Raw genomic sequence first — 26,163 nt, 5'->3', positions numbered from 1 at the left:
AACTGCCAGATTTTTAAAATAGTATATTAATTATATTTACTTTAAAAACACACCATGCTGATCAAAATTTATGGCAGTGCCATTCATGGCGTTGCGGCCCAGACGATAACCATTGAAGTAAATGTAGATACCGGCGGAGTTGGATATCATTTAGTAGGACTTCCGGATAATGCAATAAAAGAAAGCAGTTACAGGATTTCTGCTGCCTTAAAAAATGTAGGTTACAAGATTCCCGGAAAGAAGATTACCATCAATATGGCTCCCGCAGATCTGCGAAAAGAAGGCTCTGCGTATGACCTGAGTATAGCTGTTGGTATTCTGGCCGCATCAGATCAGATTCTGGCCGAAGAAATTCAGAATTATATCATTATGGGTGAGCTTTCATTGGATGGAAGCCTGCAGCCTATTAAAGGAGTTTTACCGATAGCTATCCAAGCCAGGGAAGAAGGTTTTAAAGGGATTATTCTTCCCATGCAAAATGCCCGGGAAGCAGCTATTGTTAGTGATCTTGAAGTGTATGGAGTAGAAAATATAAAGCAGGTTATTGATTTTTTTAATGAGGGAAAGCCCATTGAAAAAGTAATACTAGACACCAAAAAAGAATTCCAGGAAAGAATTAATGACTTCCCCTTTGATTTCTCAGAAGTGAAGGGACAGGAAACGGCAAAAAGAGCTATGGAAGTAGCGGCTGCCGGTGGTCACAATATTATTTTGATTGGTCCTCCCGGAAGTGGAAAGACAATGCTGGCAAAGAGAGTTCCAAGCATATTACCTCCATTAACATTGAAAGAAGCCCTTGAGACTACAAAGATACACTCTGTAGCAGGTAAAATAGGCACGGAAGCTTCATTAATGACTGTTCGTCCTTTCAGATCCCCGCATCACACCATTTCAGATGTTGCCCTTGTAGGAGGAGGAAGCTATCCTCAACCGGGAGAAATTTCTTTAGCTCATAATGGCGTTTTATTTCTGGATGAAATGCCAGAATTCAAACGAACGGTGCTGGAGGTGATGAGACAGCCTTTGGAAGACAGGGAAGTAACGATTTCAAGAGCTCGATTTACGGTCAATTATCCTGCAAGTTTTATGTTGGTTGCTTCGATGAACCCAAGTCCCAGCGGTTTTTTTCCTGATGATCCCAACAATACTTCTTCTGTGTACGAAATGCAAAGGTATATGAATAAGCTCTCCGGGCCGCTTTTGGATAGGATTGATATTCATATAGAAGTTCAGAAAGTAGAATTTGAGCAGCTTTCAGAAAAAAGAAAAGGAGAAAAAAGTAAAGATATCCGGGACCGGGTTTTGAAAGCAAGGGATATCCAGAATGAACGGTATAAAAATCTCAATATCAGCAGCAATGCTCAGATTGGTCCAAAAGAAATTGAGGCATTCTGTGATCTGGATGAAGCCTCATTCAACCTCATCAAACTGGCTATGGAGAAACTAAATCTATCTGCAAGGGCTTATGACAGAATTCTGAAAGTTGCCCGTACGATTGCTGATCTTGAAGAATCTGAGAGAATACTTTCCCATCATATTTCCGAAGCCATACAATATAGAAGCTTGGATCGTGAATTCTGGAATGCTTAGTAAGAAAGCTTTTAAGTTATTAATTATGCAAATTTTGGGTTCTTTGTTTCTTTTCTTATAGTATGGTTTTCTTGTAATCTTATCGTATTTCAATTATTGATGTTGTAAGTTTATTTTGCTGTAAATCAATTTGTTTTTATAATAATTAATTTTTTTGTGTGGGATAATCTTATAATTATGTAACATTTTATATTTTTATTATGTTAAATTTGACTATTGAATTACTAATCATAATTCATTATGTGGTTTAAATTGTTAATCAATAAAATGATTTTCTTTTGAGGCTTACATGGGAGAATTAAAACATTCTTTTTGAGAGTTATAAATAAAGCATTGTTTTATTTACAGTTCTGTTCAACTGGGCAGATCATCTGATCTTTATCTGCAACAACCGTTTACAAAGTTTTTATCATTACACATTGAATTCATCATTGTGTCTATTCTTTACACCCTGTTATTTACTTATTTTTTATGTTTGAATAATGGGGAGTGTCCATATTTTCAATTAATTAGCTTTGAATGGTGTTGACGGAAAAGTTCTAAGGAAAAGTAAACTTTTAACCAAATCAGATCATTACAATGTCAAATTCAACATCAACATTAGAAACCCAGTCATTGGGAACTGCTGTATTACTGTCTTCCGCAGACAGAGAGAAACTTTTAAATGATTTCAATAAAACCGGATGGGATTATAAAAAGGAAGAAACTCTGGTATCCCTTTTTAGAAAACAGGTTGAACTTCACCCTGATCATGTTGCAGCTGTATACAAGGATCAGGAGATCACCTACAAAGAACTGGATCAGAAAAGTAACCAGCTTGCCAATCAATTAATAAGCAAAGGAATTAAAGAAAATATGTTTGTTCCTGTGTGGCTTGACCGCTCTTTGGAGTGGGTTGTAGCTGTTCTTGGAATTGTAAAAATAGGAGCAGCATATGTTCCTATAGATCCGGCATATCCGGTAAAAAGGGTAGAATATATTCTTTCAGATACTTCTGCTCAAATGATGATTGCCAGCCAATATTTTGGTTCACAGCTTTCGGAGAATATAAAAACTGAAATCATTCAGCTGGATATGATGAAAGATCTGGATTCCTTTTCTTTACAGCAACCGGAAATTGAAATTCATCAGGAAGCATTGGCATATACCATTTATACTTCTGGATCTACCGGAAAACCCAAAGGAGTAATGATTACCCATCAGGCAATTCAACATTTGGTAACATGGCATAACCATTACTTTCATGTGGATCATACCTCACATCTCACTATTGTTGCAGGTTTGGCATTTGATATTTCAGTGTGGGAAACATGGTCCGGACTTACCTCCGGAGCAAAGCTTTTTATTGCTGAAAATGAAGAAAGAACAGACTCCTCTGCTTTAGTAGAATATTTCCACAAAAATCATATTACCCATGGCTTCGTACCAACAGTTCTTGTTCCATCTTTTATAGAGAAGACTAAAAATTACAATGATTTATCACTTAAATATCTTTTCACAGCGGGTGAAAAACTAAAACCAGTATTAACAACAGAATTAAGCTATGAACTCATAGATTATTATGGTCCTACTGAATGTACAGTATATGCTACATTTAGAAAGGTTAAAGATGTAGAAGGTAAATATATCTCTTCAATAGGCAGACCTATAGCAAATACCAAGGCCTATATTTTAGGAAAGAATATGGAATTGTTACCGGTAGGCGCTGTTGGTGAATTGTATATAGGAGGTGACCTTTTAGCTAAAGGGTATCTTAATAATGAAGAACTTACCCATGAAAGATTTATTATTAATCCTTTTAAAAAAGAAGAAAAACTATATCTTACCGGAGATCTCGCCAAATGGCTTCCTGATGGAGAGATTGAATTTTTAGGAAGAATAGACAATCAGATAAAAATTCGTGGATTCCGGGTAGAATTGAGTGAAATAGAACGTACCCTGAGTCAACAGGAAAATGTGCAGGAGGCTATCGTAATTACAAAAGATACAGCTGGGAACAATAAATACCTCATTGCTTTTATTGTATCTAAACCTGGTTCTAAAAAAGATAGTACTTCTGTCAGGAATCTATTGAAAGAAGAATTACCGGGATATATGATTCCTGCCCAGATTATTTTTATTGATAAAATTCCCCTTACAGCCAATGGAAAAACAGATTCTGATTTTTTAAAAAAACTGGCAGATAAAGAAGCAAAAGATCTGGTTTCTTTCGAACCGCCCACTAATGAAACAGAACGGATTATTGCGGATATATGGTCATCAGAATTGGAACGTCCAGTAATTAATATTACAGATAACTTCTTTGATATAGGAGGAAATTCTCTGTTGGTTGCTGTTGTAGCAGTAGCATTGGAAAGAAGACTGGAAGTAAAAGTATACCTGAGAGATATCTATCAGTATCCAGTATTGCAACAGCTTTCAGAAATGTTGATTACCAGGTCCAAAGAAGCAAGAGAAACCGCTCCAATAGAAGATATGGAACCTTATGTAGAGTTGCAGCAGGATGTATATCTTGCTCCGGGAACTGTATTTGCTGGAGGTTTTGATCCTAAACAATTGGAAAATCCATCGGTTATATTTTTAACCGGAGTTACAGGATTTGTAGGAATTCATCTTTTACAGGAACTTTTAGATACAACAAATGCTGATATTTACTGTCTGGTGAGAGCTCAGGATGATTTTCATGCTAAAGAAAAAATTGACCGTTGCTATAAACAATTTGCTGTTCCTCAAAAAGAAGAACAAAAATCAAGAATTATTCCTGTAATTGGCGATCTGGCACTACCATCACTGGGACTTTCAGAAGAGATGTTTAAAATGCTAGCTGGAAAAACAGATTTGATTTACCATTCAGGAAGCTCAGTAAATTTTATAGAACCCTATTCCTATATGAAGGCTCCAAATGTAGAAGGGCTGAGAGAAATTATAAAACTTGCAGGAGCAGAAAGAACAAAATGTCTGGCACTGCTTTCCACAATATCAGTTTATAGCTGGGGCCATATATTTACAGGAAAGACCGTTATGCTTGAATCGGATGATATTGCTCAAAATCTGATGTCGGTAAGCAAAGATATTGGCTATGTAAGGAGCAAATGGGTGATGGAAGCTGTAGCAGATTTGGCTGCAAAAGAAGGATTGCCATTGATCACTTACAGATTAGGGTATGCTATGTGCCACAGTGAAACAGGTGCAAGTGCTCCATATCAGTGGTGGTCAGGTTTAGTGAAAAATTGTGTAGAATTCCAGTCTTATCCGGCCCTGACGGAATTGAGGGAAGGATTAATCACAGTAGATTATATGACTCAGGCTATGGCTCATATTACTAAAAATAAAGAGGCGGTGGGGAAGAAGTTCAACCTAATTGCCAGTCCTGAAACGAACCTCACCTTAGAGGATTTCTTCGGCCTCATGAAAAAGTATTATCCGTTTACATTAAAAAGCCTTCCTTATAAAGAATGGCGAAAACAATGGGAAAATGATAGTAAAAACCGATTGTATCCATTGACGAGTCTCTTTAGAGATAATATGCATGAAGGCTTATCAACCGTTGAGCTATATCAGAATACCTATGTCTGGGATTGTTCCAATGTGCAGCAATTTCTGAAAGGTTCAGATATAAAAGAACCGGTGTTTGATAAAAATATGCTGGATTCATATTTGAAGTACCTTGGTATCCCTATTACAGAATCAATTTAAATTAAATCCCAGGCAGCTTAGCTGCCTGGGATTTTTGGAAAACCAAACTATTCCGTACAAATAGATTTAGGTCGAATCCAACAAACTTTAATTCACAGTTACTTTTATTATACTTTGCACAGCAGGAACCGGATATTGTGTTCCAACTTTAGAAATAGGCATACTTTCACTTTGTGGGGTTCCGCCAAACAAAGCCTGACGATTTCCGGCACCAGGATATTGATCTACTCCCGTTCCTGAATCAAATAAAGAAGTTTTTGAAGTAAGATCACCTTTGAAATTAGCTTCGATACTTTGGTCATTGGCATAGAACCAGTCATTAGAAAAACCAAACATGGTTGCATAGGCAATCTTATCTCCCGGATCAGCTTTGAAGCTGGCCATTACCTTATTTCCTGGTGGCACAGGTGCATTACCTGCAACATAGACCCCTTTTATATTGGGTAATGATTTCAAACTATTCTGAAGTTTGGCTACATTCCCAAACTGGGCAATATCTTTCAATCCCATTCCTGTATCTGTTTTCCCCAGTTCATAAATAGGATTTTTATCCCCACGATAAACAACGATCAATGCGGGAGAAAGCCCCGTCATAATTCCTGTATTAGCCATAAGTTTTGCCTTCATTTTGTCAATATTTCCCATCTGGGCAATATCTGTGATCTCAGGATTAGATAATGCATTAGGAGTGAAAAATGGAGCACTGTTCAGGAGCTGCATGCCATTATAGTTAGATACGGCCCATACTCCCGGAGAAAATGGCGTCTGATTGGCTGTTCCGCCGGAAGTATTGTTAATGGTAAGAGTGAATTCGGATTTTACATCATCATAAGTCAGATTAAGTTTCATCAATTGCGAAGCTGTTACATTAGGAACCTGCATGATAGGCTTGCTCTCAGGCTGCCCGGTCATATTATCTTTAGTTCCATTGTCCCATAATAATACGCTTGAAGAAACATCACCTGTGATAGGAACTCCATTAGAGTCAAAGAGTTTGATGCCTGGCTGTTGAGATGCAAAAAACCAATCTTTTGAAGCACCATACATCGTGGCAAACATAAGGGCCTGCGTTTTTCCTGCACTGAACTTGAATGATACAGACTGCCCTGGCATAATTACCGGAGGAGTTCCTGATCCCTGGAAGCTTCCACTTTGTACAAAATCTTTAGGAGCAACGATATTTTCGAAGGTGATGGTTCTTTGATAAGAGTTGTTCATCATGTTGTTGTCCGAATCGTCGCATGAAAAAAGCGTTAATGCAGCTGTTATAGCTGCCGCAAATACTGTGGTTTTAAAGAATGTCTTTTTCATAAAGTGATTTTTTTAAGTTGTAGTCAAAACTATAGTCGATCACTTTTAAAGATCCTGACAAAAAAATATCAAATATTTTAAAGTATTGAAACCAGCTAGTTTGAGAAAGAACTGTTTTGTAAATAATACGTCGAGTTCTGTCGCTAGAGATAAAGACTTTTGTATCAGAATAAAAAAAATAGAAAATGAATAATTATATGATATTAACTAAGGATTTTGTAGCCAATGAAAGTGTGGTGATAGATCTGACCTCATCAGGATTTGAAAATAGACTGGATTCATTGATTTTTCAAAATCAAAAAGGACAGTCTGCACAATTTCTATGGCAGCCAGATCATGTAAAGAAAAGTGGATATTTTAAAGAGATCATGAATGACCTTGGAGTAAGGGTAGCTCATTATGACGGATTTCTGACTGTTACCAATGGAGGAGGAAAGCAATATTTGGAAGCAGAAGTAAAAGTGTAATGATAAAGAAGGATAATTATACTCCTTTTTTTCCTTCCAGAATCATCTGAATCATTTTAACTTTTCTGTTTTCTCTTGTTTCAGACTTTTTAGCTTCTTCAATCCATCGGATATATTCCTTTTTGTGGGTATAGCTCATTGTGTCGAATAATACTTTTGCATCAGGGTTTTCATTAAAGATCAAGGCAATGTCATCTGCAATTTCAACAATTCTTTCTTCTTTATCTTCAATAAGAGAGACAGAAACCTCATCGCCAAAAGTTTTTCCAATTTGCTGCCTGATTTCTTTGGTCAGTCCCAAAATATGGCAGTCTGATTTCATTGTAACCAGACTCCCCCTGTATTCAACCTTGCCATCAAATAGAGCTTTTATTTTTACCTGTCCTTTTTTGTTGAACAGCTTTTCTGTGGAAAATGGAAACTCTACAAAAGCAGCATTCATGTCTCCATTCTGTTTTATAATGGCTGTGAATAATATAGGCTGAAAACTCATTGTAAATATTTTAATATTCAAAAATAAAAAAACCGTGAAAATTACTTTCACGGTTTCAAAAATATATCAGATAATATTATTTTTTCTTTGTTTTCTTAGGTAATGTTGTAGTACCTGAGTTTTTAGTTTTTGTATCAGCCGGAGTATTTGCATCTCTTACAAGCTTTAATTCATCAACTAATCTTCTTGCACCAGCAAATTTATCAATGGTCCAAAGAACGAAACGAACATCTACGTTAATTGTTTTTTGCCATTCAGGCTCGAATACGATATCTCCGCTTAATGCTTCGCTGTTTCCATCAAAGGCAATACCAATAAGGTTTCCGTCTCCATCAATTACTGGAGAACCAGAGTTTCCACCTGTAATATCATTATTGGAAAGGAAGTTTACAGGCATATAACCTTTTGCGTCAGCATACTGTCCGAAATCTTTAAGGTTGTAAAGATCAATCACTCTTTGAGGCAGATCGAATTCTTCATCACCTTTCTTGTATTTTCCAACAAGGCCAGACATGTCTGTATAGTAGTTATCAGTAACCCCGAAGTAGTTTCTGTCTTCTCTGATAGGAAGTTTGTCTACTGTTCCGTAAGTTAATCTCATTGTAGAGTTTGCATCCGGATAGAATTTCTTCTCAGGCATAGCTTTCATTAATCCAGCTAAGAATAGGCGGCTGTTTTTTGCAAAATTGTCATCTATCTTTACATATCTTTCAGCACTCATTTTCTGATCTGCACTGATGCCGTTTGCTGCTTTCCAAAGTGGATCAGCATCAAGTTTTAATGCATCAGGATTCAATAAGAAGTTTGTTGCAGAAGTTTTGTTGGCAAAAATAGAAGAATAAGCTAAGTTAGAAACTGTTTTAGCATCTAATCCTAAGATGGTAGCAGAAGCAACTTCTGGGTTTTTTACTCTAGCTTGGTAAAGGCTTGTCATTGCTGATAGCATTTCTCCTTCCAATGGAGTACTGAAGTTTTCATAAGCTGCTTTAATCGCCGCTTCTGTTTTAGTCTTCATTGCTAGTCTTCCTTGCATATCCTGAGCTGCATAAGTTTTTAAAACAGAACCTAATTGTAAAGCAAGAGAAATATATTTGGCGTTTCTAGAAAACTGAGTAGCATAGTTTCTTTCAACATTTCTGTCTGAAGCTTGTTTGTAATATGCCTCAATGTCTAATAAAATACCATCATAAGTTTCATTTCCTGGCTTTGCAGACCATTTTTTATAAATGTCTTCAATTTTTTGTTTGTCAGAAATTGTTCCGTTTTTGTTAACAGCGTCAATCGTTCCTTGTCTGTTTTTCCAATAGTTCGCTACAGAAGCATATTGAGAAGCATAGTTAAGCTGGGTCGCTTTATCTTTATCCATATACTTCTTCATTACATCCATTGCTGTTTTAGAAGCTTCAACCCAAGCCGGATAGTCTTTGTTTACCATCTGCTGAATTCCATAAGAAGTAAGGTAACGGTTTGTTCTTCCAGGGTATCCAAGGATCATGGAGAAATCACCAGGCTTAATTCCTTTAAGAGAAACCGGTAAGAAATGCTTAGGTTTCATAGGAACGTTACTTGGAGAATATTCTGCAGGATTTCCCGCTGCATCAGCATACACTCTGAAAACAGTGAAGTCTGCAGTGTGTCTTGGCCACTCCCAGTTGTCAGTATCACCCCCGAATTTTCCTAATGATGAAGGTGGTGCTCCTACTAATCTTACATCTTTATAATCTTGGTATACGAAATAGTAGAATTCGTTTCCGTTGAAGAAATCTTTTACCACTACAGTATATTTCCCGTTTTCAGAGTTTTCTGTCTGGATGGCTTTCGTTTCAGCGTCAATCACAGCTTTTCTCTCTGCTCCGGTCATATTGTTGTTGAGCTTGGATGTGATTCTTTGAGTAGCATCATCCATTCTTACTAAAAATCTTACATAAAGATCCTTTGCATTGAATTCGTCTTTCTGTTTCATTGCCCAGAATCCGTTCTTCAAATAGTCTTTTTCCGGAGTAGAGGCCGCAGCTACAGCTCCGTACCCACAGTGGTGGTTCGTGAATAAAAGTCCTTTATCAGAAACAATCTCTCCTGTACAGAAGCCACCAAAACTTACGATGGCGTCTTTTAAGCTGGAATTGTTTACTGAATAAATTTCTTCAGGCGTTAGATGTAGACCCTCTTTTTGCATATCAACACCGTTAAGTCTTTTGACAAGCATAAGCAGCCACATCCCCTCATCCGCCCTCATCTGAGCAAAGCTCAGTAAGAAAGTGAATAGTAGAAATAGTCTTTTCATTTTATAAAATAATTTTTGTGTCGCTAATTTACTAATTTTTATGAGATTCTGCCCAGGAATGGTATGAAAATGGGATGATAATCAGCATGAAAAAAATATTATTTCCGCTTTTGACAATATTATTTTTAGGGCTTGTGGTAAATTGTTCTGCTGTACCAGATAAAGATACTTCTTTACAAAGACAATGGATGCTTGTTTCCTTTGATGGTTTTTCTAAAAATCAGCTAATCGATCATAAAGCTGAAATTAATCTGACGGGGAAGAGGGAAAAAGGCAAAATTTATGGAAGCGCATACATGGGTTGTAACCAGATGTCTTTTACTTCTGAATTTAAAAAAGGAGGAAAAGTGAAGATTTCTCAAGGAGTAAGTACTTTGAAAGGTTGTGAGGATATGGCTCTGGAAACTTCTTTTCAGAAAAAATTTGAAACCATGACGAAATACTCTGTGGAAGGGCATTTTCTTACGTTGTCTGACAATCACGGAAATAGTATGAAATTTGTAGCTGCTGATTGGGACTAACGATTCGAACTTTAATAATACAAAAGTCCGCTGTTCAGCGGACTTCTTTTTGTTTGAAAAATCTAGTTTGGTTATCAGTTTTTGGGATTATTAGTTTTTTAGGGCTATTAGTTTTTAGGAATTGTTTTTTTAATTTCTTCTAAAGTTGCATTATTAGGGAGCCCAATAATTGTTTTTGTGTTCCTAGAATGTATAGTATTGTGATATGCCTGCCTGTTGGGAATTGTTTTTTTTATTTCTTCCAATGTTGCCGTATTGGGAAGCTGTTTTCCGGAGTCGCTGGAAGCTTTAGATTTTTGTTCCTGTTTTTTTACTTCCAGTCCCTGGTCAGAAGTTAATCCTGTATGTGGAGTTTGCTTTTCTAAATCTTCTTTGGCCTCCTTCATGAGCTTTGCTTCCTGCTCTTTTATTTGCTTCAGGGCCTGTGTCTGATCTTCCATTGGAACAGACTGTTTATTTTCTTGAGCATACGTAAAGGCGCTTAAGAATAATAACGGGATGATATATGCTGTTTTCATAATGGCTTATTTTATATTGACTAGTACTTGAATTTTACCAACCTCTTTTTGATTGAAATCCTGAAGGGCTTTTCCGATGACCTGTCCTATTTTTACCTTTTTAAGATTAGCCTTCATGGCAACACCTGTTTGGGAGGAGGTGACCAAAAGATCTCCTCTTTTTATTTTTCCGTTTTCAAGACATACCTTGGTAGGGATAACACCGATGACTCCCATTGGAACTTTACCGGAAAGATCAGTATCTATATGTTCTTCTGTTAAAAGTACACCAGGTTTGGTGGCGTATATTCCGGCTACAAGATTAGAGTAAGGGGTTGAAGATTTCTCTACTGTTCGGTCAGAATTTGTAGAAATTACCAATATATCACCGGGTTCATATTGAGAAGTTGCTCCTTCTACATCAAATGCTTCGGCAACGTCTGCACCGCTATTTTGTGTTCCGCCATTGAAAAATCCTGTTCCTGCTTTATTGATACGGGCTACATTCACAGATGCACTTTGATAGATCGCAATATTACCTGAAGGCCCCTGATGATTAATCAATAGAGTAGAGCCTGTACCGGTTGTCGTTACATGTACTACTGGTTGCCCGTTACTATTGTTGAAGTTGGCAAACCTACCTGCTTTACCAGTACCAAAGTTGGGTATAAAGCCAGAAATCGCATTACCAGATCCGTCACAGGATGCCTCAATGCCATCACCATTTCCCCCTGCATTAGCCGTAATCCCATTTCCGTTTCCATCTGTTAGAGCTAATACTGAAGGCCCGTTTCCTGAAGTATTTGATGCGTGAAATAAACCAGCATAGCCGCCTGTTCCGGAGGAAACACCATAGATGCCTGCTGTTCCGAAATTAGCAAATTGTGAAGTGACTTCTCCTTTTACTGCAGCAGAGGTTCCTGTTACTCTATCAACTTTGAAATTCCCCGCGATACCATTTCCAACCGTTTTTACCGTTATAACATCACTGGTGTTAGCATCGTTGAATATTTCAAATCTTCCGGCTCTTCCGGTAGAAAAGCTGGGAACCCATGCGTAGAGAGCATTTCCTGCCCCATCAATATTAGTTTCTACACCGTTTCCGTCTTTGCCGGCATTGGCCGTGATGGCATTTCCGTTTCCGTCTGTCAAAGCGATCAATGATGCTCCGTTACCTGCGGGATTTGATGCATAGAATAAACCTGCTCGGCCCCCGGTTCCCGAAGAGACGCCAAATACTGCAGCAGCTCCAAAGTTTCCGAAAATAGTATTCACTTCTCCTCTTACAGCAGCCCCCACACTGTTGTTGTTATCAAGTAAAAAAGAAGCTGCATTTCCTTTTGTGTTATCTGGAATATTTCCATTTCCGTTAGATACCACTTCAAAAGTATTCGCGTCAGTATTAGTATTGTTAAAATTTTCAAACCTACCAGCTCGTCCGGTACTGTTATTGGTACCTACTTGTCCATACACTCCTATTCCTGTTCCGGATGTATTGGTTGCAATAAAACCTCTTACCCCATATCCGCCACCGTCATTTCTACCCACTACAGCTCCGGCTATATCACTGGTTGTTCTCCCTACTACAGCTTCACCTGCGCCGTTGTTATCAGCAACTACACCAGCAGAGGTTTGGGCACTGGTAATCCCATGAAGAGCGAAACCGGCACCTGTGGAGCTTCTTACTCCGGCACCATTTCCTGTTGTTGTAACATTTACAACTGTTCCGTTTCCTACTGTAGAAATACTAAGAGCATTGTTATTATTGGCATTATTGAAGATCGATATACTTGCCGGGATTCCATTGTTACTGGTAGCTGTAAGTCCTGTGCCTGTATTGCTGTTGGCATATACGCCTGTTCCGTTAGCACTTGCATTTCCATATACACCCAATCCGTTAGGAGTTACACCATATACACCCCATCCACTTCCGGCTTGACTTCCGTAAACCCCTACACCAAGTCCTCCTGTTCCGTTATTGATTCCCCGTACTGCAGAAGAAAATCCTCCTGGGGATGCACTGGTTACAATTCCTCTTACCGCTGCAATATTGGATGTTGTAGTGTTGTTATTTCCTTCTAGTGAAGTTCCGTCTCCATCGTTCGTTAAAGAGAATAGAGTAGAAGGATTATTAACAGTATTGGTGTAAGGGATTGCAAAACTACCCCCACTGCCTCCTGCAGATTTTGCATACATGGCATAGGGAACACTTAATAGCTGGCTGGTTCCTGCTATGGTATAGTTTGTGCCGCCTGAAGGGTCAGTTTCTGTTTTCAAATAATAATTTCCCAGAGTCCAATCGATAGAAGGGAATGTTCCAGACAGTATAGTTCCGGTTCCTATCTCCATGTTGATAAGGCCGTTAGCATTTGTATTTCCGGTAAGCCGCTCAGAATACACAAGAGTGCCTGCAGGAGATCCTTGTAATAGACTTACTTTGACAGCAATTGTCTGATTGTCAAGTAACTGTCCTGATCCGTTTCTTATGACAGCCTGATAGCTCATTTTTTCAGGAGCCTGTGAAAGTCCCATAAAGAGACCAGACAGAATCCAGAACAATAATAATATTTTTTTCATGGTGATTATTTTTTGATGATTTTAAATGTTTTTAGGTTTTCTCCATGTTGGGTAATTCTGATGATATAGGTAGCAGAAGGGATATCGGAGAAATTGAGCTCAGATTTTGGCTGTGAGATCAAATCTTTTCGGATTAATTTACCCTGAGCATCAAATAGCTGGTATTCTGCACCTTTAAAATTATTTGTAGTAAAGTCCAGGTATAGGTAATCTTTGAAAGGGTTAGGATACAGTAAAATATCTTTCAGGTCTGCTGCTGCTGTTTCACGAGTGGTAAGTGCAGTGATTTCATAAGGTTGTTGAACGCCTTCCATAACTTGGTCTCCGCTGCCCTTATAAAGATAGGCTATTTGCCCGATACTGTAGGATACAGAGCCATTGCCGCCTGAAATATCCAATCCTGTTGGCAATACTGCAGATTGAGCTTTCAGGGATGAGATGGAAAAGGCGAGCAAGATGAGAGAATAGATAGATGTTTTTTTCATGGATAACAGTTTTTAAGGTGATAAAGTAAAGTCTTTCCATAAGAAATTTGGGAAGACTAAATTACTGCCTATCCTAACCTGATTGCCGAAAAATAGACCAACGGCAGAAATAATCGACCAATGGCATTTTGTGAATTATTATTGAATTGTAGCCACCTTTTTATGGCTCAAAGAAAGATAGATTATTTTTGTAAGTTCTGCCGATGGGCAGCTTTATATCGTGAATCAGTTCTATTTCATGACAACTTTTTCCACGGATGAGGTGTTTGGGAACGGCATAACTTCTATGTATTCTGATAAAAGAATCAAAAAAGCTTTTGTGCAGAAGATTTCCTAAAGAATCAAGGATACAATGTTTTTTTTCCAGAGTGATGATCCGTGTATAATCTTTGAGAGCTTCCAGATAAAGAATATCTGTTTTTCTAACCTGAAAGATATTCCCGCTTTCTTTTATTTTAATAAAATCATGCCCTAGTATCGCATCATAGCATTCACATTTTTCTTTTACTTTAAAGAATTCGAAGAGTCTCTGCATAGAGTAGTGGAAGCGTTCAGAAGTGAGGGGCTTGGTAATAAAATCCAATGTATTGATCTCAAAAACACAGGCCGCCAGTTCAGGATGGGAACTTACGAAAATACAGGCAGGAATTCTGTGAGCTAGTTTTCGGAATTCCAGCCCGCTCATGCCTTTTAAATTGGTTTCGGTGATTAGAAGATCGATGGGGAGTTCGAGATAAGGAATTGCCTTTTCAGCCGAATCAAAAGAAGCGACAATTTCTACGTTCTCGTACTGTTTAAGATAATGCTGAAGAACCAGCCTGTCCAGTTCATCATCATCAATAATCATACATCTAATATGGGTCATCATGATCTTCTGGAAATTATTTTAAGTTAAACGTTTATAAAACAGAAAATTATTACATAAAGTTAGGAAATTTTTGGAAAACCATCACGAGATGAACTTAAATTTATATTAAAAAATGATTTTAACTAAAAATTGATTTTGTTTTTTTTCTGAAAAATATTATCTTGTAAAAATCATAAACATAGACAGAACTTAATGTTAGAAAAAAAAGAACATAATTATGAGAAAGCGGTCTTGGTAGGGATTATTACTCAAAATCAAGATGAAGAAAAACTGGTGGAGTACATGGATGAACTTGAGTTTTTAGCTTTCACGGCTGGAGCAACCGTACAAAAACGCTTTACCCAAAAATTAACACAACCTGATTCCAAAACCTTTATTGGAAGCGGAAAAGCACTCGAAATAAAAGAATATGTAAAAGAAAATGAGATCGGAACCGTAATTTTTGACGATGAGCTTTCTCCTTCGCAGCTTAAAAATTTAGAAAGAGAAATGGAGGTTAAAATCTTAGACCGTACCAATCTTATTCTTGATATTTTTGCACAAAGAGCACAGACTTCTTATGCGAGAACTCAGGTGGAGTTGGCTCAATATCAATATCTTTTACCTCGTTTGACGAGAATGTGGACTCACTTGGAGCGTCAGAAAGGGGGAATCGGGATGAGAGGTCCTGGAGAAACAGAGATTGAAACTGACCGTCGTATCATTCGTGACAGAATTACTCTATTGAAAGATAAGCTGAAAACCATTGATAAGCAGATGGCCACTCAGCGTAATAACCGCGGAAAAGTAGTGCGTGCAGCTTTGGTAGGATATACGAATGTTGGAAAGTCTACCTTGATGAATTCTATTTCAAAATCTGAGGTCTTTGCTGAAAATAAATTGTTTGCAACATTGGATACCACTGTTCGTAAAGTTGTAATCGGAAATCTTCCGTTTCTGCTTACTGATACTGTAGGGTTTATTAGAAAATTGCCTACTCAGCTGGTAGAATCATTTAAATCTACGTTGGATGAGGTTCGTGAAGCCGATCTTTTGATTCATGTGGTTGATATTTCTCACGAAAGTTTTGAAGATCATATCAACTCTGTTAATCAGATATTAATGGATATCAATGCTCATCAGAAACCGATGATTATGGTGTTTAACAAAATTGATGATTTTAGCTATGAAAAAAAGGATGAAGATGATCTGACTCCTAGTACGAAAAAGAACATTTCTCTCGAAGAATGGAAAAAAACATGGATGGCTAAATCAAAGCATCCTACTGTTTTCATTTCTGCTTTAACGAAGGAAAACTTCCCGGAAATGAAAAAGATGATCTATGATGAGGTCATGAAGATCCATATTTCGAGATTTCCATACAATGATTTCCTTTTCGAGTACTTTGATGACGAAGAGGAAGAAAACAACAATTAATGAAATATCATTTTTTCCTTTTATTCATTCTGTTTTCGGTTTTTGGTTTCGGCCAGAAATCAAAAGTAGATTTTAAAGCCATTGAGAAAAGTCTCAAAAGGTCTGATTCTCCGTACAATTATGATAAACTTCTTTTTAAATATAAAGGCTATCCGAAGTCTTTGGATAGTATAGAAGCCCAGTATCTTTACTACGGAAGGAGTTTCAGAGAAGACAAAATAAGTACCTCAGACGAGGCTTTCAAAAGTTTGGCGGAAGCTTTCAAACAAAACAATTTTGAAGAGTGTATCAAGCAAGGAAAAGCGATGTATGATAAAGATCCTACAAACCTAGATATTCTGCTCATTTTGCTCAGAGCTTATGATTCATTAAAAGATGGAAATAACTTTATGCATCATCTGAGCCAGTTTCGGGCTTTGGCAGATGGAATCAAAAGTTCGGGTGATGGAAAGTCTGAAAAAACTGCTTATCTCGTGAATTCAGTGGGAGATGAATACATTTTGCTGAATATTCTAAATATAGGAAATGAGTATACAAGAGGATCAAGGCCTTCAAAGGACGGAATGTTTGATATCTGGGAAAAAGACGGTCAAAAAATATACATCAAGGTCCTTTATTTAGACTTATAAATTAATTTTAAAAAGAACACTTAGTGGAATTATATTATTCATTTTCAGCATTAATCGTATTAGCATCCATATTTGCCTATTTGAATTACAGATTTTTAAAACTTCCGAGTACCATCGGAATCATGGTGATTGCCATTGTGGTTTCCATTTTTTTGGTCATGTTCGGAGAAACTGTGCTTCCAAGAACATTTGGACATCTTCATAATCTGATGAACAGTATTGATTTTACAGAGGTTCTGATGGGTGCTATGCTTAATTTTCTTCTTTTTGCAGGAGGAATTCATATTAATATTAATGATCTCAAAGAACAGTTCCGGCCTGTATTGATATTTTCTACTGTGGGAGTTGTAATTTCTACTTTCGTGGTAGGTTTTGGAATGTTTTATCTCCTTCCTTATGTGGGAATTAAGCTTCCGTTTATTTACTGTCTTGTTTTTGGTGCTCTGATTTCTCCTACCGATCCGGTAGCTGTTCTGAGTGTACTGAAACAGGCTAAAGTTTCTAAATCACTAGAAACAAAAGTCGCTGGTGAATCCCTTTTTAATGATGGTATGGCAGTGGTAGTTTTTACAGTAGTGCTGCAACTAGCTGTTGGAAAAGAAGTAGATCTGGGAGTAGAAAATATTGCGTTGTTATTACTTCATGAAGCTGGAGGAGGTCTTTTATTGGGAGTTCTGCTAGGGTGGGTTACTTCAAGATTAATGCGTGAAGTAGATGATTATATTATTTCCGTATTGGTAACACTTTCTGTGGTGATGGGCGGTTATCTTATTGCAAGACAAATGCACATTTCCGGGCCATTAACGATGGTAGCAGCAGGATTGTTTATGGGGAATTTTAACCGTAATTTCAAAATGAAATCTGTTACCCAGGATTATCTTATCAAATTCTGGGAATTAATTGACGAAATTCTGAATGCCGTATTATTCTTGTTCATAGGATTTGAGCTTTTAATGATTAAAGATCTTAAACATTTTATGATTCCTGGTTTACTGGCTATTTTTGTAGTGCTTTTTGCCAGATTTATTTCGATTTGGGGGCCTACGAAGTTTACTTCCTTGAGAAGAAGTTTTAGCCCACAAACTGTAAAAGTATTGGTTTGGGGTGGAATTCGTGGTGGTGTTTCCATTGCATTGGCAATGTCTATCCCTAAAAGTGAGTATAGTGAGATTATTTTGAGTATCACATATTGTGTAGTTGTATTCTCTATTGTTGTTCAGGGGCTTACAATAGCCAAAGTGGCAAACCCTACACAGATTGCCAGGGAGGAAGAGCAAAACGATGTTATTTCAGATCATTAGATTTTTTTAATTTCGTTATAATAAATAATTATTGATGTAAATTTGATAAAATAAATAGGGAAAATGTTTTTTTTTGTAATTTCATTGTAGCTAATAATTTAATAATGAAATCACAAACAACTACCTTTGGCTATCCCTTTGAGCTCAGACAAAATCCACATTTAGAATCTTTAGAGAAACAAGTTTCATTATGGATTGATGAATGCAAATGCTTACCGGAATCATTGAAAAAAAATTATCAAAAATCAAAATTCGGAAAGTTTACGACGAGTTATTACCCCGCAGCCAATCTGGAGCAAACCATGATTATTGGAAGGTGGGTTTGGGCATCTTTTGCTTTTGATGACTTATACGGAGCCAATTCTTTAGAAGATTTAAGAGATCAATGTCAAAAAGTAATAGAAGTTTTAAAAGGCAATATCCTTGATTATGAAAACGAAATTTTTGAAGCCTATGGAGCTGTAAGGGATAGTGTACTGCCTTTAGCTAATGAAAATTGGATGAAAAGATTTATCGAACATCATCTATTTTGGTTTGACGGAATGGAACAGGAAACGATCTATAGTTATCATGATGTAGTCACTTATCCATCTTTGGAAGAGTATAAAATTATACGTGAAAAAGTTTCAGGAGGAAGAACAGTCTGTGATCTTTTGGAAATTGTTTCCGGATTTATCATGCCTGATGAAATTTTTTATCATCCCACCATTTTCAGAATTCGTCAATTGGTTAATTTTCTACTGGGATGGTTTAATGACCTTCATTCTGTTGCTTGGGAATTGGAAAGAAATGAAGCCACAAATTTGGTGCTGGTGATCAGGAATGAACAAAATTGTACATTAGAAGAAGCGTATGACAAGGCGGTTGAAATTCATAACAACGACTTGTCGGAATTTATCAGGATCAAACAGAATCTACCTGATTTCAAGCAATATAATGAGGATGTGAAAAGATATATCTATCATTTAGAATTATTATTAAAAGGCCAGGAGCTATGGTATTTTGAAGGTACGGAAAGGTATGCTTCTGTATAAAATAAATGATACTCATTTCATTAAAAACATTTTTCACAAAATAAGACGGGAGATAAAACCTACACGGACAAGTATACATTCCGCGGAAGTTGAATTTTGACTTTTATAGATTTTAATTGTATTATTGTGAATATCTATTAAAAAAAATACTTAAACAAAGCCAGATGAGTGATTTAATAAAAGAAATTAAGGAAGCATTAATGGCTTTATCAATCCCGGAAAAAGCTGTTTTTTTTCCAAAATTTTTTAAAACAGGAAAAGGAGAATATGGAGAAGGAGACTTGTTTTTGGGAGTAAAAGTGCCGGATCAGAGAACTGTTGCCAAAGAATATTACTCAAAAATCAATTTAAAAGAACTAGGTAGGCTTCTTTCTTCAAAATATCATGAACATCGGTTAACAGCTCTTTTTATTCTCATTTCAAAATTTGAAAAGACAAAGGATAAGGTGGTAAAAGATGAAATTATTGAATTTTATCTTAGCCATCTTCAGTATGTTAATAATTGGGATCTGGTAGATTCCAGTTGCTATAAGATTCTAGGCAGATATGCATATGAAAATGGGAAAGACAACTTGTTGAGAGAGCTCTCCGAGGCAGAAGACATGTGGCATAAGAGAATTGCTGTGGTAGGTACTATGCATTACATCAAAAAAGGTGATTATAATCTTACTAAGGAATTCGTAACCAAAAACCTTAAACATACTCATGATCTGATGCATAAAGCCAATGGCTGGTTACTTCGGGAAATGGGCAATAAAAACGAGCAGGAGCTCATCAGCTATCTGAATGAACATTATAAAGAAATGCCGAGAACCTGCCTGCGGTATGCTATTGAAAAGCTGGATGAGGATCTGAGACAGGATTATTTAAAAGGGCGCATTTAAAAAAAATAAAAACATAAAATGGTTAAATTTTCGTCTGAAAAGTACCGGAAAATAGCTATTTATATTCAAAAAACTAAAGATCATAAGGATTTAAGGTCAGAATTAAGTAATTTTGTGGCTTTAAACCAATCATGAAACATTTTCTTAAATTATTTCTTCTATTTTTCCCATTGTTACTTCTGACAAGCTGTTTTGACATTCTGGATAAAGTGAATCTAAAAGCAGATGGTACAGGAGAATATACAATTATTCTTAATGCCAGCAAGAGTAAAACGCGGCTTGCATCCATCTCCAAAATGGAAACGATCAACGGGAAAAAAGTTCCAAAACGAGCTGAAATTGAAAATAAAATTAATGAAGCGGCTAAAATTTTTAAAGGCACCCCTGGAATCAGTAATGTAAAAACATCCATGGATTTTGATAATTATATCATCAAACTGAGTTGTAACTTCAAGAAAATTGAAAACATCAATGCTGGTCTGGAGAAGTTGAAGGCTCAGAAAATATTAGGCAAAATGGTCCCAACTCAAGTTTATAATCAGAACCTTGAAAAAAAGACATTGGCAAGAAATAAAGTCAATACGTTCAAAGAAGATTATGATAAAATGAGTAAGGCGGATAAGGAAGTTTTTAATGATGCAAAATATACTTCCGTCATGCAGTTCGAAAGCATGGTAAAATCTCAGACCAATAGTACTTATATACTTTCCGCTAACAAAAAAGCACTTAAGCTGGAGGCTGATATCCTGGATCTTATCCTTCAGAAAAAGCAAATACAAAACACAATTATTTTCCAATAATTTCTAAACTATAGTCATGAAATCTATCCTAATAAAAACACAGAAAATTATTTTCGTACTCTTTGGCTTTATATTGGCTTTTGCTCAAAACAGTATGAAACTTCCATCAGATGCCGTATTTTATATGGAAGTCAACGGAAAAGAGCTTAATAATAAAATCAATTGGAATAAACTGAACCCATTGCTGCATGAACTCAGCAAAAAAGATAAAGAAAAACCTTCATGGACAGATTATTCCAAAACAGGAATTAAATATGATGCTGTTCAGTATCACTATGCAAGCTTTAATGATTCCATAAAGTCATATAATACTCATTTTATCATTGATAATAAAGAAAAGTTCCAGGATTTTGTAAATTCTATGAAGAAAAAAGGACAGGAAATTTTCAATAAAAAAAACTATTCTTATGTAGATATTGATGATGATATTTTTGTAGCGTGGAATGGGAGTCGCGCAGTTCTCAGTATGATCAGCTATACCAGACCTTATAAAGATCTCTGGACTGCAGATGCTGTTACAGACAGTACTGCTGTTGCTGTTGCGGATTCAGCTGTTGCTGTAGATGCTACAGATGTTTATACTGATGAACCGGAAAAGCCTTTCAATTATAAAGATGAGATCAAAAGTCTGAAGGAAGATATTAAGTATCTGCAAGAAAGCATTAAAGATAATAACAAAGAGATCGCAAGAATTCAGAAAGATATTAAATATCTGCAAAAGCATCATCAATATCCCAAAGAAAAAGAGAGTGCTGAGAGCCTTGAAAATGAAGGAGAAATGCCTGGTGAAACTTATGATGATGAATATGAAAAAGCCTATCAGAAAGAACAGGATTCTATTCGCAGAGAAAATTTCAAAGTTGTACAAAAGAATGCTGAAGACAGGTTTGATCAATATTTCAGATCAAATTTAGAGATTGATGTTCCTAAAGAAATGTTGTCATTCAGGGACGCTCGTTCCGATGTTTTTGTTTACACAGATTACGGAAGAATTGTAAATGAAGGGATCTATGGTAAAATGACCAAGTATTATACGTATGGACAGCTCTTCAAAAACATGTACAATTCTAACCATTCATATAATCTCTATTTTGATAAAGACAAAGTAAGACTGGTGAATAATTATCAGCACAAAAATTCTGAAATACAGAAGAGTATGTCTGCTATTTATAAAGGGAAGAAAAACAAGAAGCTGCTGGAGCTTATCAATGAAAAAAGTGTAGGTTACTATGCCATGAATGTGAACGGGGCCAAATGTTTTGATATGATGTACAGCCTTCTTCAAAATTCAGGAGTAAATGAGTACAAAAAAGAAATGGAGCTCATCATGGAAACCATGAAAATTATTCTGGATGAAGAAGCTATTGCCAAAATAGCACCAGGAAACGGGATTTTTGTTCTGAATGAGTTGAAATCCAAAAAAGTAGAGTATACAGATTATGAATACGATGCCGATTTCAATGAAAAAGAAGTTAAGAAAACCAAAGATATTGCTGTTCCTAACTTCACGTTTGCTTTTGCAACAGAGAATGAAGGCTATTGGAACCGTATTTTTGATATGCTGGCTGCCAATAAAAAATTGTCTAAAAGATTCTCTAAAAAAGGAAGCCTATACACTTTTAAAGAAGAGAAAGAAGGCGGATATATAGACCAGCTATTCTTTACTGTGAAAGATGGTGTTGTGTATCTGATGAGTTCTGCAGATAATATTTTACCAGTAAACCAATCTGATATTTCCAGAAAATGGGCAAAAGATTCCGCTAAATATCCTTTGTCAGGAAGACTGGATCTTCAAAAACTTTTAACCGGTTTAGATAAAGAATTCAAAAGCCCTAAAGAAAGAAAAACGTTGGATGCTATCAGAAAAAATGTAGGAGAATTGTTTTATAAAACTGAAGTAAAAGCCGAAAGTATCCAAACGGAAATGAATTATAATATCAAAGATACTTCTGAGAACAGTCTAATGTATTTCTTTGATGTATTCGACCAGGTTTTTAAAACAAAAGAAACAGAAAAGAAATCCCCAATCTTATAGATGAAAAAGAAGATTATTGTCCCATTACTTTTATTACTCGCTATTGGGGTGTATTTTGTGGCTTTTTATAAAGACAAACGTCTCAAATACATTCCTGGGAACGCTGATGCAGTGGTTTTAATCGATACAAAGAAACTAATGGGACAATACCTCTTCAACTGGGCCACACACCCTTCAAGCTGGTCTGGAAGTAAAACCGAGAGTAAAAGTTCAGCTTCACTGAATGATTCAGGGATCAGAATTCCGGATTTTTTACAGATTTTTCATGTTAAAGACACTCGATTTTCTGAATGGTACAGCATTTTAGAACTCAAAGATCCTCAAAAATTTATTATTTTTTTAAAGAAACAGAAGTTTACAGATAAAGGAAATAACCGCTTTCAGAAAGATCAGGTTTTCTTCATGATAAAAGGAGATCATTGCATTATAGGAACATCTGAACTCGCTTTTGAAACTATTCAGAAACAACTTCTTCTTACTTCTACAGCTCCTGCCTGGAATGCAGATCAGTTTATTCAAAATACATTGGGAAGCCTTTCTTTTATCTCAGGACAGAAAATTCAAAACTTTTCAATTGAATTACATGATGACGAAATTGAAATCAAAAATAATTCAAATCAGGAAGTTTTTAATTCAATTGCTTCAAAACTTCAGAAAAGAAACAACTTTCTGGAGATGGAATTAGATCAGAATAACCTAAGAAAATTCACTTATTTTTTAGATAAAGATATGGCCGATTCTTTACGGGCTACTTCTTTTAAAGCTACTACCAGCCTCGAACAGGTGAATGACACCATCATAAGTTATGAATATGATGACAACTTTAATGAAGTTGAAAAAAAGACCTTCCAGAAGATTGTCCTGCCTAATTATAGTATTGAAATTCAAAGTAAGGATCCTGAAAGAATATGGGGATATTTCCAGTCTAAAAAGTGGATCAACGAAGAAAATCAATTCACTCAAATCCCTTTTCAACCCAATAAGATTAGCCAAAACAGTGAAGGTGTTGTTATAAAATCAACCCGAAAACCGGTATTATCTTCACCTCTATTACAAGAAAACTATATCATGGTCAGAAACAGCACTCTGTTGTATTCATCTTTAAAAACACTGAGTAATAAAGAAAAAAAGATCATTTCTGATATCGATTACGTCCTGTATGGGAATAAATCACAGGATTATTGGGTGAAAATAAAAGCGAAAAAAGGAAATTTACCCCTAATTTTACGATGGTAACTGGTAAATATATATCGTTTAATGGCTCCATCAGAAATTGCATTGCTCAAAACGTGCACGCATTATTTTTTACATTTTGTGTTTCCGGTGTTTATAGCACTGGTGTTTTATCCTAAAAACTGGAAGAAGGTATATCTTATTTTATTGGCTACAATGCTGGTAGATCTGGATCATCTTTTTGCCAATCCCATTTTTGATCCATCAAGAGAAAGTATTGGTTTTCATTTTTTGCATTCTTATTATGCCATTGCGGTGTATTTTTTGCTGTTATTTTTCAAAGGAAACGTCAGAATTGTTGCTATTGGGTTGTTGTTTCACATGTTGACAGATTATCAGGACTTTAACTTCTGGCCTCATTAAAATATTATTAATATTTTCTTTTAATATTGAAAATATTATAGATTTTTTGTATTTTGTAGTCACTATATGAGACTTAAAGAACTTTTACACTACACTTATATTTTTCCTGTCCTTGCGGTAGGTTACTACTTTTCCGGACTGATGGGAAGTGGCATTATTTATGATATTATTGCAGGTATTTTACTCATTGGGAGTGTTTTATCGGCAGTTCACCATGCTGAAATGGTAGCTCATAAAGTGGGAGAACCTTTCGGAACAATTATCCTTGCCCTTTGTATCACCATTATTGAAGTAGCCCTTATCATCTCACTGATGGTTGCCGGCGGAGATCAGGCGATCACGCTGGCCAGAGATACCGTTTTTGCTGCTGTTATGCTTATTCTTAATGGTATTTTGGGAATCTGTATATTGGTTGGAGGCGTGAAATATCATGAACAGTTCTTTGCCAGAACTTCTGCTACCACCTATTTGGTGAGTACAGTTTCAATTCTCATCCTTACCCTGGTTCTTCCTAATTTTACATCAAGTGTCAATGGACCATTCTACAACCAGGCACAGCTTATTTTTGTATCTATTGCCTGTCTGGTCATCTATGGTGTTTTCCTGATGGTACAGACGGTAAGACACAGAAGTTATTTTATAGTTCCTGATGAACATCCTGAAGAACATTATATTCCTACATTAACTAAGACACTGATCAGTTTTGGCTTTTTAGTTGTTTGTCTGGTCATCGTTGTTTTAATGGCAAAAGGACTTTCTGATACTATTGAAGGAATGGTACAGAGTGTAGGGGCTCCTAAATCTTTAGTAGGAGTAATTATCGCTGCAGTAGTTCTTCTTCCCGAAGGTGTTGCTGCAATACGAGCTGCAAGAGCCAATCAAATCCAATCTAGTTTAAATCTGGCATTAGGTTCAGCACTGGCAAGTATTGGTTTGACAATTCCAGCAGTTTCAGTAGTATGTATTATGTATGATATCCCGTTGGTCCTTGGGTTAGATAAGAAGGATATTATTCTGCTTTCACTTTCTGTATTTATCGTCATGCTTTCATTGAGCCGAGGAAAAACAAATATCCTGTACGGAACGGTTTTATTAGTAAATCTGGCAGCCTATATCTTTACGGTAATTGTTCCTTAAGAGAGGCGTAGGAGAACTCAAACCCCGTTAAAGTCTTCTTGCTAAGTCCATTTTAAAGGCCATCAGCTTGGCAATATTCTCGGATTTGTAGATCGCCATATCCGCATTTTCACCTACAAAATTCTCCTCAATGGTTGTTCTCCATAGCTCCAGCCATCTGTTGAAGTGTTTTTGCTCCATAGCCTGTATTTCATTGATCGGAAAATGGACGCCCATAGGATTTCCCTTATAGGACATCTGGCCAAAAAGAATAGACTCCCAAAACGAATACATTTTTGGAAGGTGCTTATCCCAGTCTACTTTCGCAATATCATTGAAGAAGAAACTAATGGTTTCATCCTTTACTACTTTGGCATAAAATGAATTTACCAGGTGTTCAATATCCTCTCTTGATTCAAGCTTTTTCATACTCCAAATTTACGGCTAAATCAAATTGAATAAGTAATGCTTTGATTGATAAAATTCATGAAAACAATATTTTATCTTTGTATCCGGAAAGTGGGGTAGATTAATGGTGAGCAACTAAGCAATTCAAAAAAACA

22 protein-coding genes are annotated in these 26,163 nt (G+C 36.3%); 14 read left to right on the top strand and 8 right to left on the bottom strand.

Translation table 11 applies throughout. The features are described 5' to 3' along the window. Window positions 1-54 precede the first annotated feature (54 nt). Together AC3HD6_RS07055 and AC3HD6_RS07050 are read left to right on the top strand one after the other, a co-directional pair. Window positions 55-1,590, top strand: a complete 1,536-nt coding sequence (locus AC3HD6_RS07055; protein ID WP_488895705.1) for a YifB family Mg chelatase-like AAA ATPase — start codon at window positions 55-57, stop codon at window positions 1,588-1,590. 579 nt (window positions 1,591-2,169) lie between these two features. Then, entirely contained in the window at window positions 2,170-5,286 is a 3,117-nt protein-coding gene (locus AC3HD6_RS07050) for a non-ribosomal peptide synthetase family protein (RefSeq protein ID WP_488895704.1), read from the top strand. Window positions 5,287-5,373: 87 nt separating this feature from the next. Here the strand turns inward: AC3HD6_RS07050 and AC3HD6_RS07045 are convergent, their stop codons facing one another. Next, window positions 5,374-6,597 (bottom strand): spondin domain-containing protein, encoded by a 1,224-nt coding sequence (locus AC3HD6_RS07045; protein ID WP_488895703.1) that lies wholly within the window; start codon window positions 6,595-6,597, stop codon window positions 5,374-5,376. A gap of 185 nt (window positions 6,598-6,782) precedes the next feature. Here AC3HD6_RS07045 and AC3HD6_RS07040 point away from each other — a divergent pair, with 185 nt between their 5' ends. Then, complete coding sequence (locus tag AC3HD6_RS07040) at window positions 6,783-7,064, top strand: hypothetical protein (protein ID WP_488895702.1); 282 nt, start codon at window positions 6,783-6,785, stop codon at window positions 7,062-7,064. Between the two features lie 16 nt (window positions 7,065-7,080). Here AC3HD6_RS07040 and AC3HD6_RS07035 read toward each other — a convergent pair whose 3' ends face one another. Together AC3HD6_RS07035 and AC3HD6_RS07030 are read right to left on the bottom strand one after the other, a co-directional pair. Continuing rightward, the gene (locus tag AC3HD6_RS07035) at window positions 7,081-7,557 is read right to left on the bottom strand and encodes a DUF1905 domain-containing protein (protein ID WP_488895701.1); all 477 of its coding nucleotides are present in this window, start codon (window positions 7,555-7,557) and stop codon (window positions 7,081-7,083) included. 76 nt (window positions 7,558-7,633) lie between these two features. Continuing rightward, window positions 7,634-9,841: a S46 family peptidase gene (locus AC3HD6_RS07030; protein WP_488895700.1), complete on the bottom strand. Its 2,208-nt coding sequence runs from the start codon at window positions 9,839-9,841 to the stop codon at window positions 7,634-7,636. 86 nt (window positions 9,842-9,927) lie between these two features. Here AC3HD6_RS07030 and AC3HD6_RS07025 point away from each other — a divergent pair, with 86 nt between their 5' ends. After that, on the top strand, window positions 9,928-10,362 hold the full coding sequence (locus AC3HD6_RS07025; RefSeq protein WP_488895699.1) for an META domain-containing protein: 435 nt from the start codon (window positions 9,928-9,930) through the stop codon (window positions 10,360-10,362). Window positions 10,363-10,469: 107 nt separating this feature from the next. Here the strand turns inward: AC3HD6_RS07025 and AC3HD6_RS07020 are convergent, their stop codons facing one another. The 4 genes from AC3HD6_RS07020 to AC3HD6_RS07005 form a co-directional block, all read right to left on the bottom strand. Then, a complete protein-coding gene (locus AC3HD6_RS07020; RefSeq protein ID WP_488895698.1) occupies window positions 10,470-10,880 on the bottom strand; it encodes a hypothetical protein in 411 nt (136 codons plus the stop codon). A 6-nt stretch (window positions 10,881-10,886) separates the two neighbouring features. After that, the gene (locus AC3HD6_RS07015; protein ID WP_488895697.1) at window positions 10,887-13,436 is read right to left on the bottom strand and encodes a beta strand repeat-containing protein; all 2,550 of its coding nucleotides are present in this window, start codon (window positions 13,434-13,436) and stop codon (window positions 10,887-10,889) included. 5 nt (window positions 13,437-13,441) lie between these two features. Further along, a complete protein-coding gene (locus tag AC3HD6_RS07010) occupies window positions 13,442-13,921 on the bottom strand; it encodes a T9SS type A sorting domain-containing protein (protein ID WP_488895696.1) in 480 nt (159 codons plus the stop codon). A gap of 160 nt (window positions 13,922-14,081) precedes the next feature. Continuing rightward, window positions 14,082-14,789, bottom strand: coding sequence for a LytR/AlgR family response regulator transcription factor (locus tag AC3HD6_RS07005; RefSeq protein WP_488895695.1), 708 nt, complete (start codon window positions 14,787-14,789; stop codon window positions 14,082-14,084). A gap of 192 nt (window positions 14,790-14,981) precedes the next feature. Between AC3HD6_RS07005 and hflX the strand changes: the two genes are divergently transcribed. The 10 genes from hflX to AC3HD6_RS06955 all read left to right on the top strand — a co-directional run bounded on the left by hflX (window position 14,982) and on the right by AC3HD6_RS06955 (window position 25,621). Beyond that, window positions 14,982-16,205: a GTPase HflX gene (gene hflX / locus AC3HD6_RS07000; protein WP_488895694.1), complete on the top strand. Its 1,224-nt coding sequence runs from the start codon at window positions 14,982-14,984 to the stop codon at window positions 16,203-16,205. Then, window positions 16,205-16,834, top strand: coding sequence for a DUF4919 domain-containing protein (locus AC3HD6_RS06995; RefSeq protein WP_488895693.1), 630 nt, complete (start codon window positions 16,205-16,207; stop codon window positions 16,832-16,834). The genes hflX and AC3HD6_RS06995 overlap by 1 nt, the downstream gene beginning before the upstream one ends. 23 nt (window positions 16,835-16,857) lie before the next feature. Further along, window positions 16,858-18,135, top strand: a complete 1,278-nt coding sequence (locus AC3HD6_RS06990; protein ID WP_488895692.1) for a cation:proton antiporter — start codon at window positions 16,858-16,860, stop codon at window positions 18,133-18,135. A 104-nt stretch (window positions 18,136-18,239) separates the two neighbouring features. After that, window positions 18,240-19,169 carry a terpene synthase family protein gene (locus tag AC3HD6_RS06985; RefSeq protein ID WP_488895691.1) on the top strand — a complete coding sequence of 310 codons (930 nt, stop codon included), beginning with the start codon at window positions 18,240-18,242 and terminating at the stop codon, window positions 19,167-19,169. 164 nt (window positions 19,170-19,333) lie between these two features. After that, on the top strand, window positions 19,334-20,053 hold the full coding sequence (locus AC3HD6_RS06980) for a DNA alkylation repair protein (protein WP_488895690.1): 720 nt from the start codon (window positions 19,334-19,336) through the stop codon (window positions 20,051-20,053). 131 nt (window positions 20,054-20,184) lie between these two features. Further along, window positions 20,185-20,853 (top strand): hypothetical protein, encoded by a 669-nt coding sequence (locus AC3HD6_RS06975; RefSeq protein WP_488895689.1) that lies wholly within the window; start codon window positions 20,185-20,187, stop codon window positions 20,851-20,853. 16 nt (window positions 20,854-20,869) lie between these two features. After that, window positions 20,870-22,888, top strand: a complete 2,019-nt coding sequence (locus AC3HD6_RS06970) for a hypothetical protein (protein WP_488895688.1) — start codon at window positions 20,870-20,872, stop codon at window positions 22,886-22,888. After that, window positions 22,889-24,124, top strand: a complete 1,236-nt coding sequence (locus AC3HD6_RS06965) for a hypothetical protein (protein WP_488895687.1) — start codon at window positions 22,889-22,891, stop codon at window positions 24,122-24,124. A 21-nt stretch (window positions 24,125-24,145) separates the two neighbouring features. Next, window positions 24,146-24,484 (top strand): DUF6122 family protein, encoded by a 339-nt coding sequence (locus AC3HD6_RS06960; RefSeq protein WP_488895686.1) that lies wholly within the window; start codon window positions 24,146-24,148, stop codon window positions 24,482-24,484. 66 nt (window positions 24,485-24,550) lie between these two features. Beyond that, window positions 24,551-25,621 carry a calcium:cation antiporter gene (locus tag AC3HD6_RS06955; protein WP_488895685.1) on the top strand — a complete coding sequence of 357 codons (1,071 nt, stop codon included), beginning with the start codon at window positions 24,551-24,553 and terminating at the stop codon, window positions 25,619-25,621. Between the two features lie 27 nt (window positions 25,622-25,648). On the opposite strand, the gene AC3HD6_RS06950 is transcribed toward AC3HD6_RS06955, so the two are convergent. Further along, window positions 25,649-26,029, bottom strand: a complete 381-nt coding sequence (locus AC3HD6_RS06950; protein WP_488895684.1) for a group III truncated hemoglobin — start codon at window positions 26,027-26,029, stop codon at window positions 25,649-25,651. Window positions 26,030-26,163 lie beyond the last annotated feature (134 nt).

This window comes from Chryseobacterium sp. II3a, from assembly GCF_057815135.1.
This window is presented reverse-complemented; position numbering and strand designations above follow the sequence as displayed.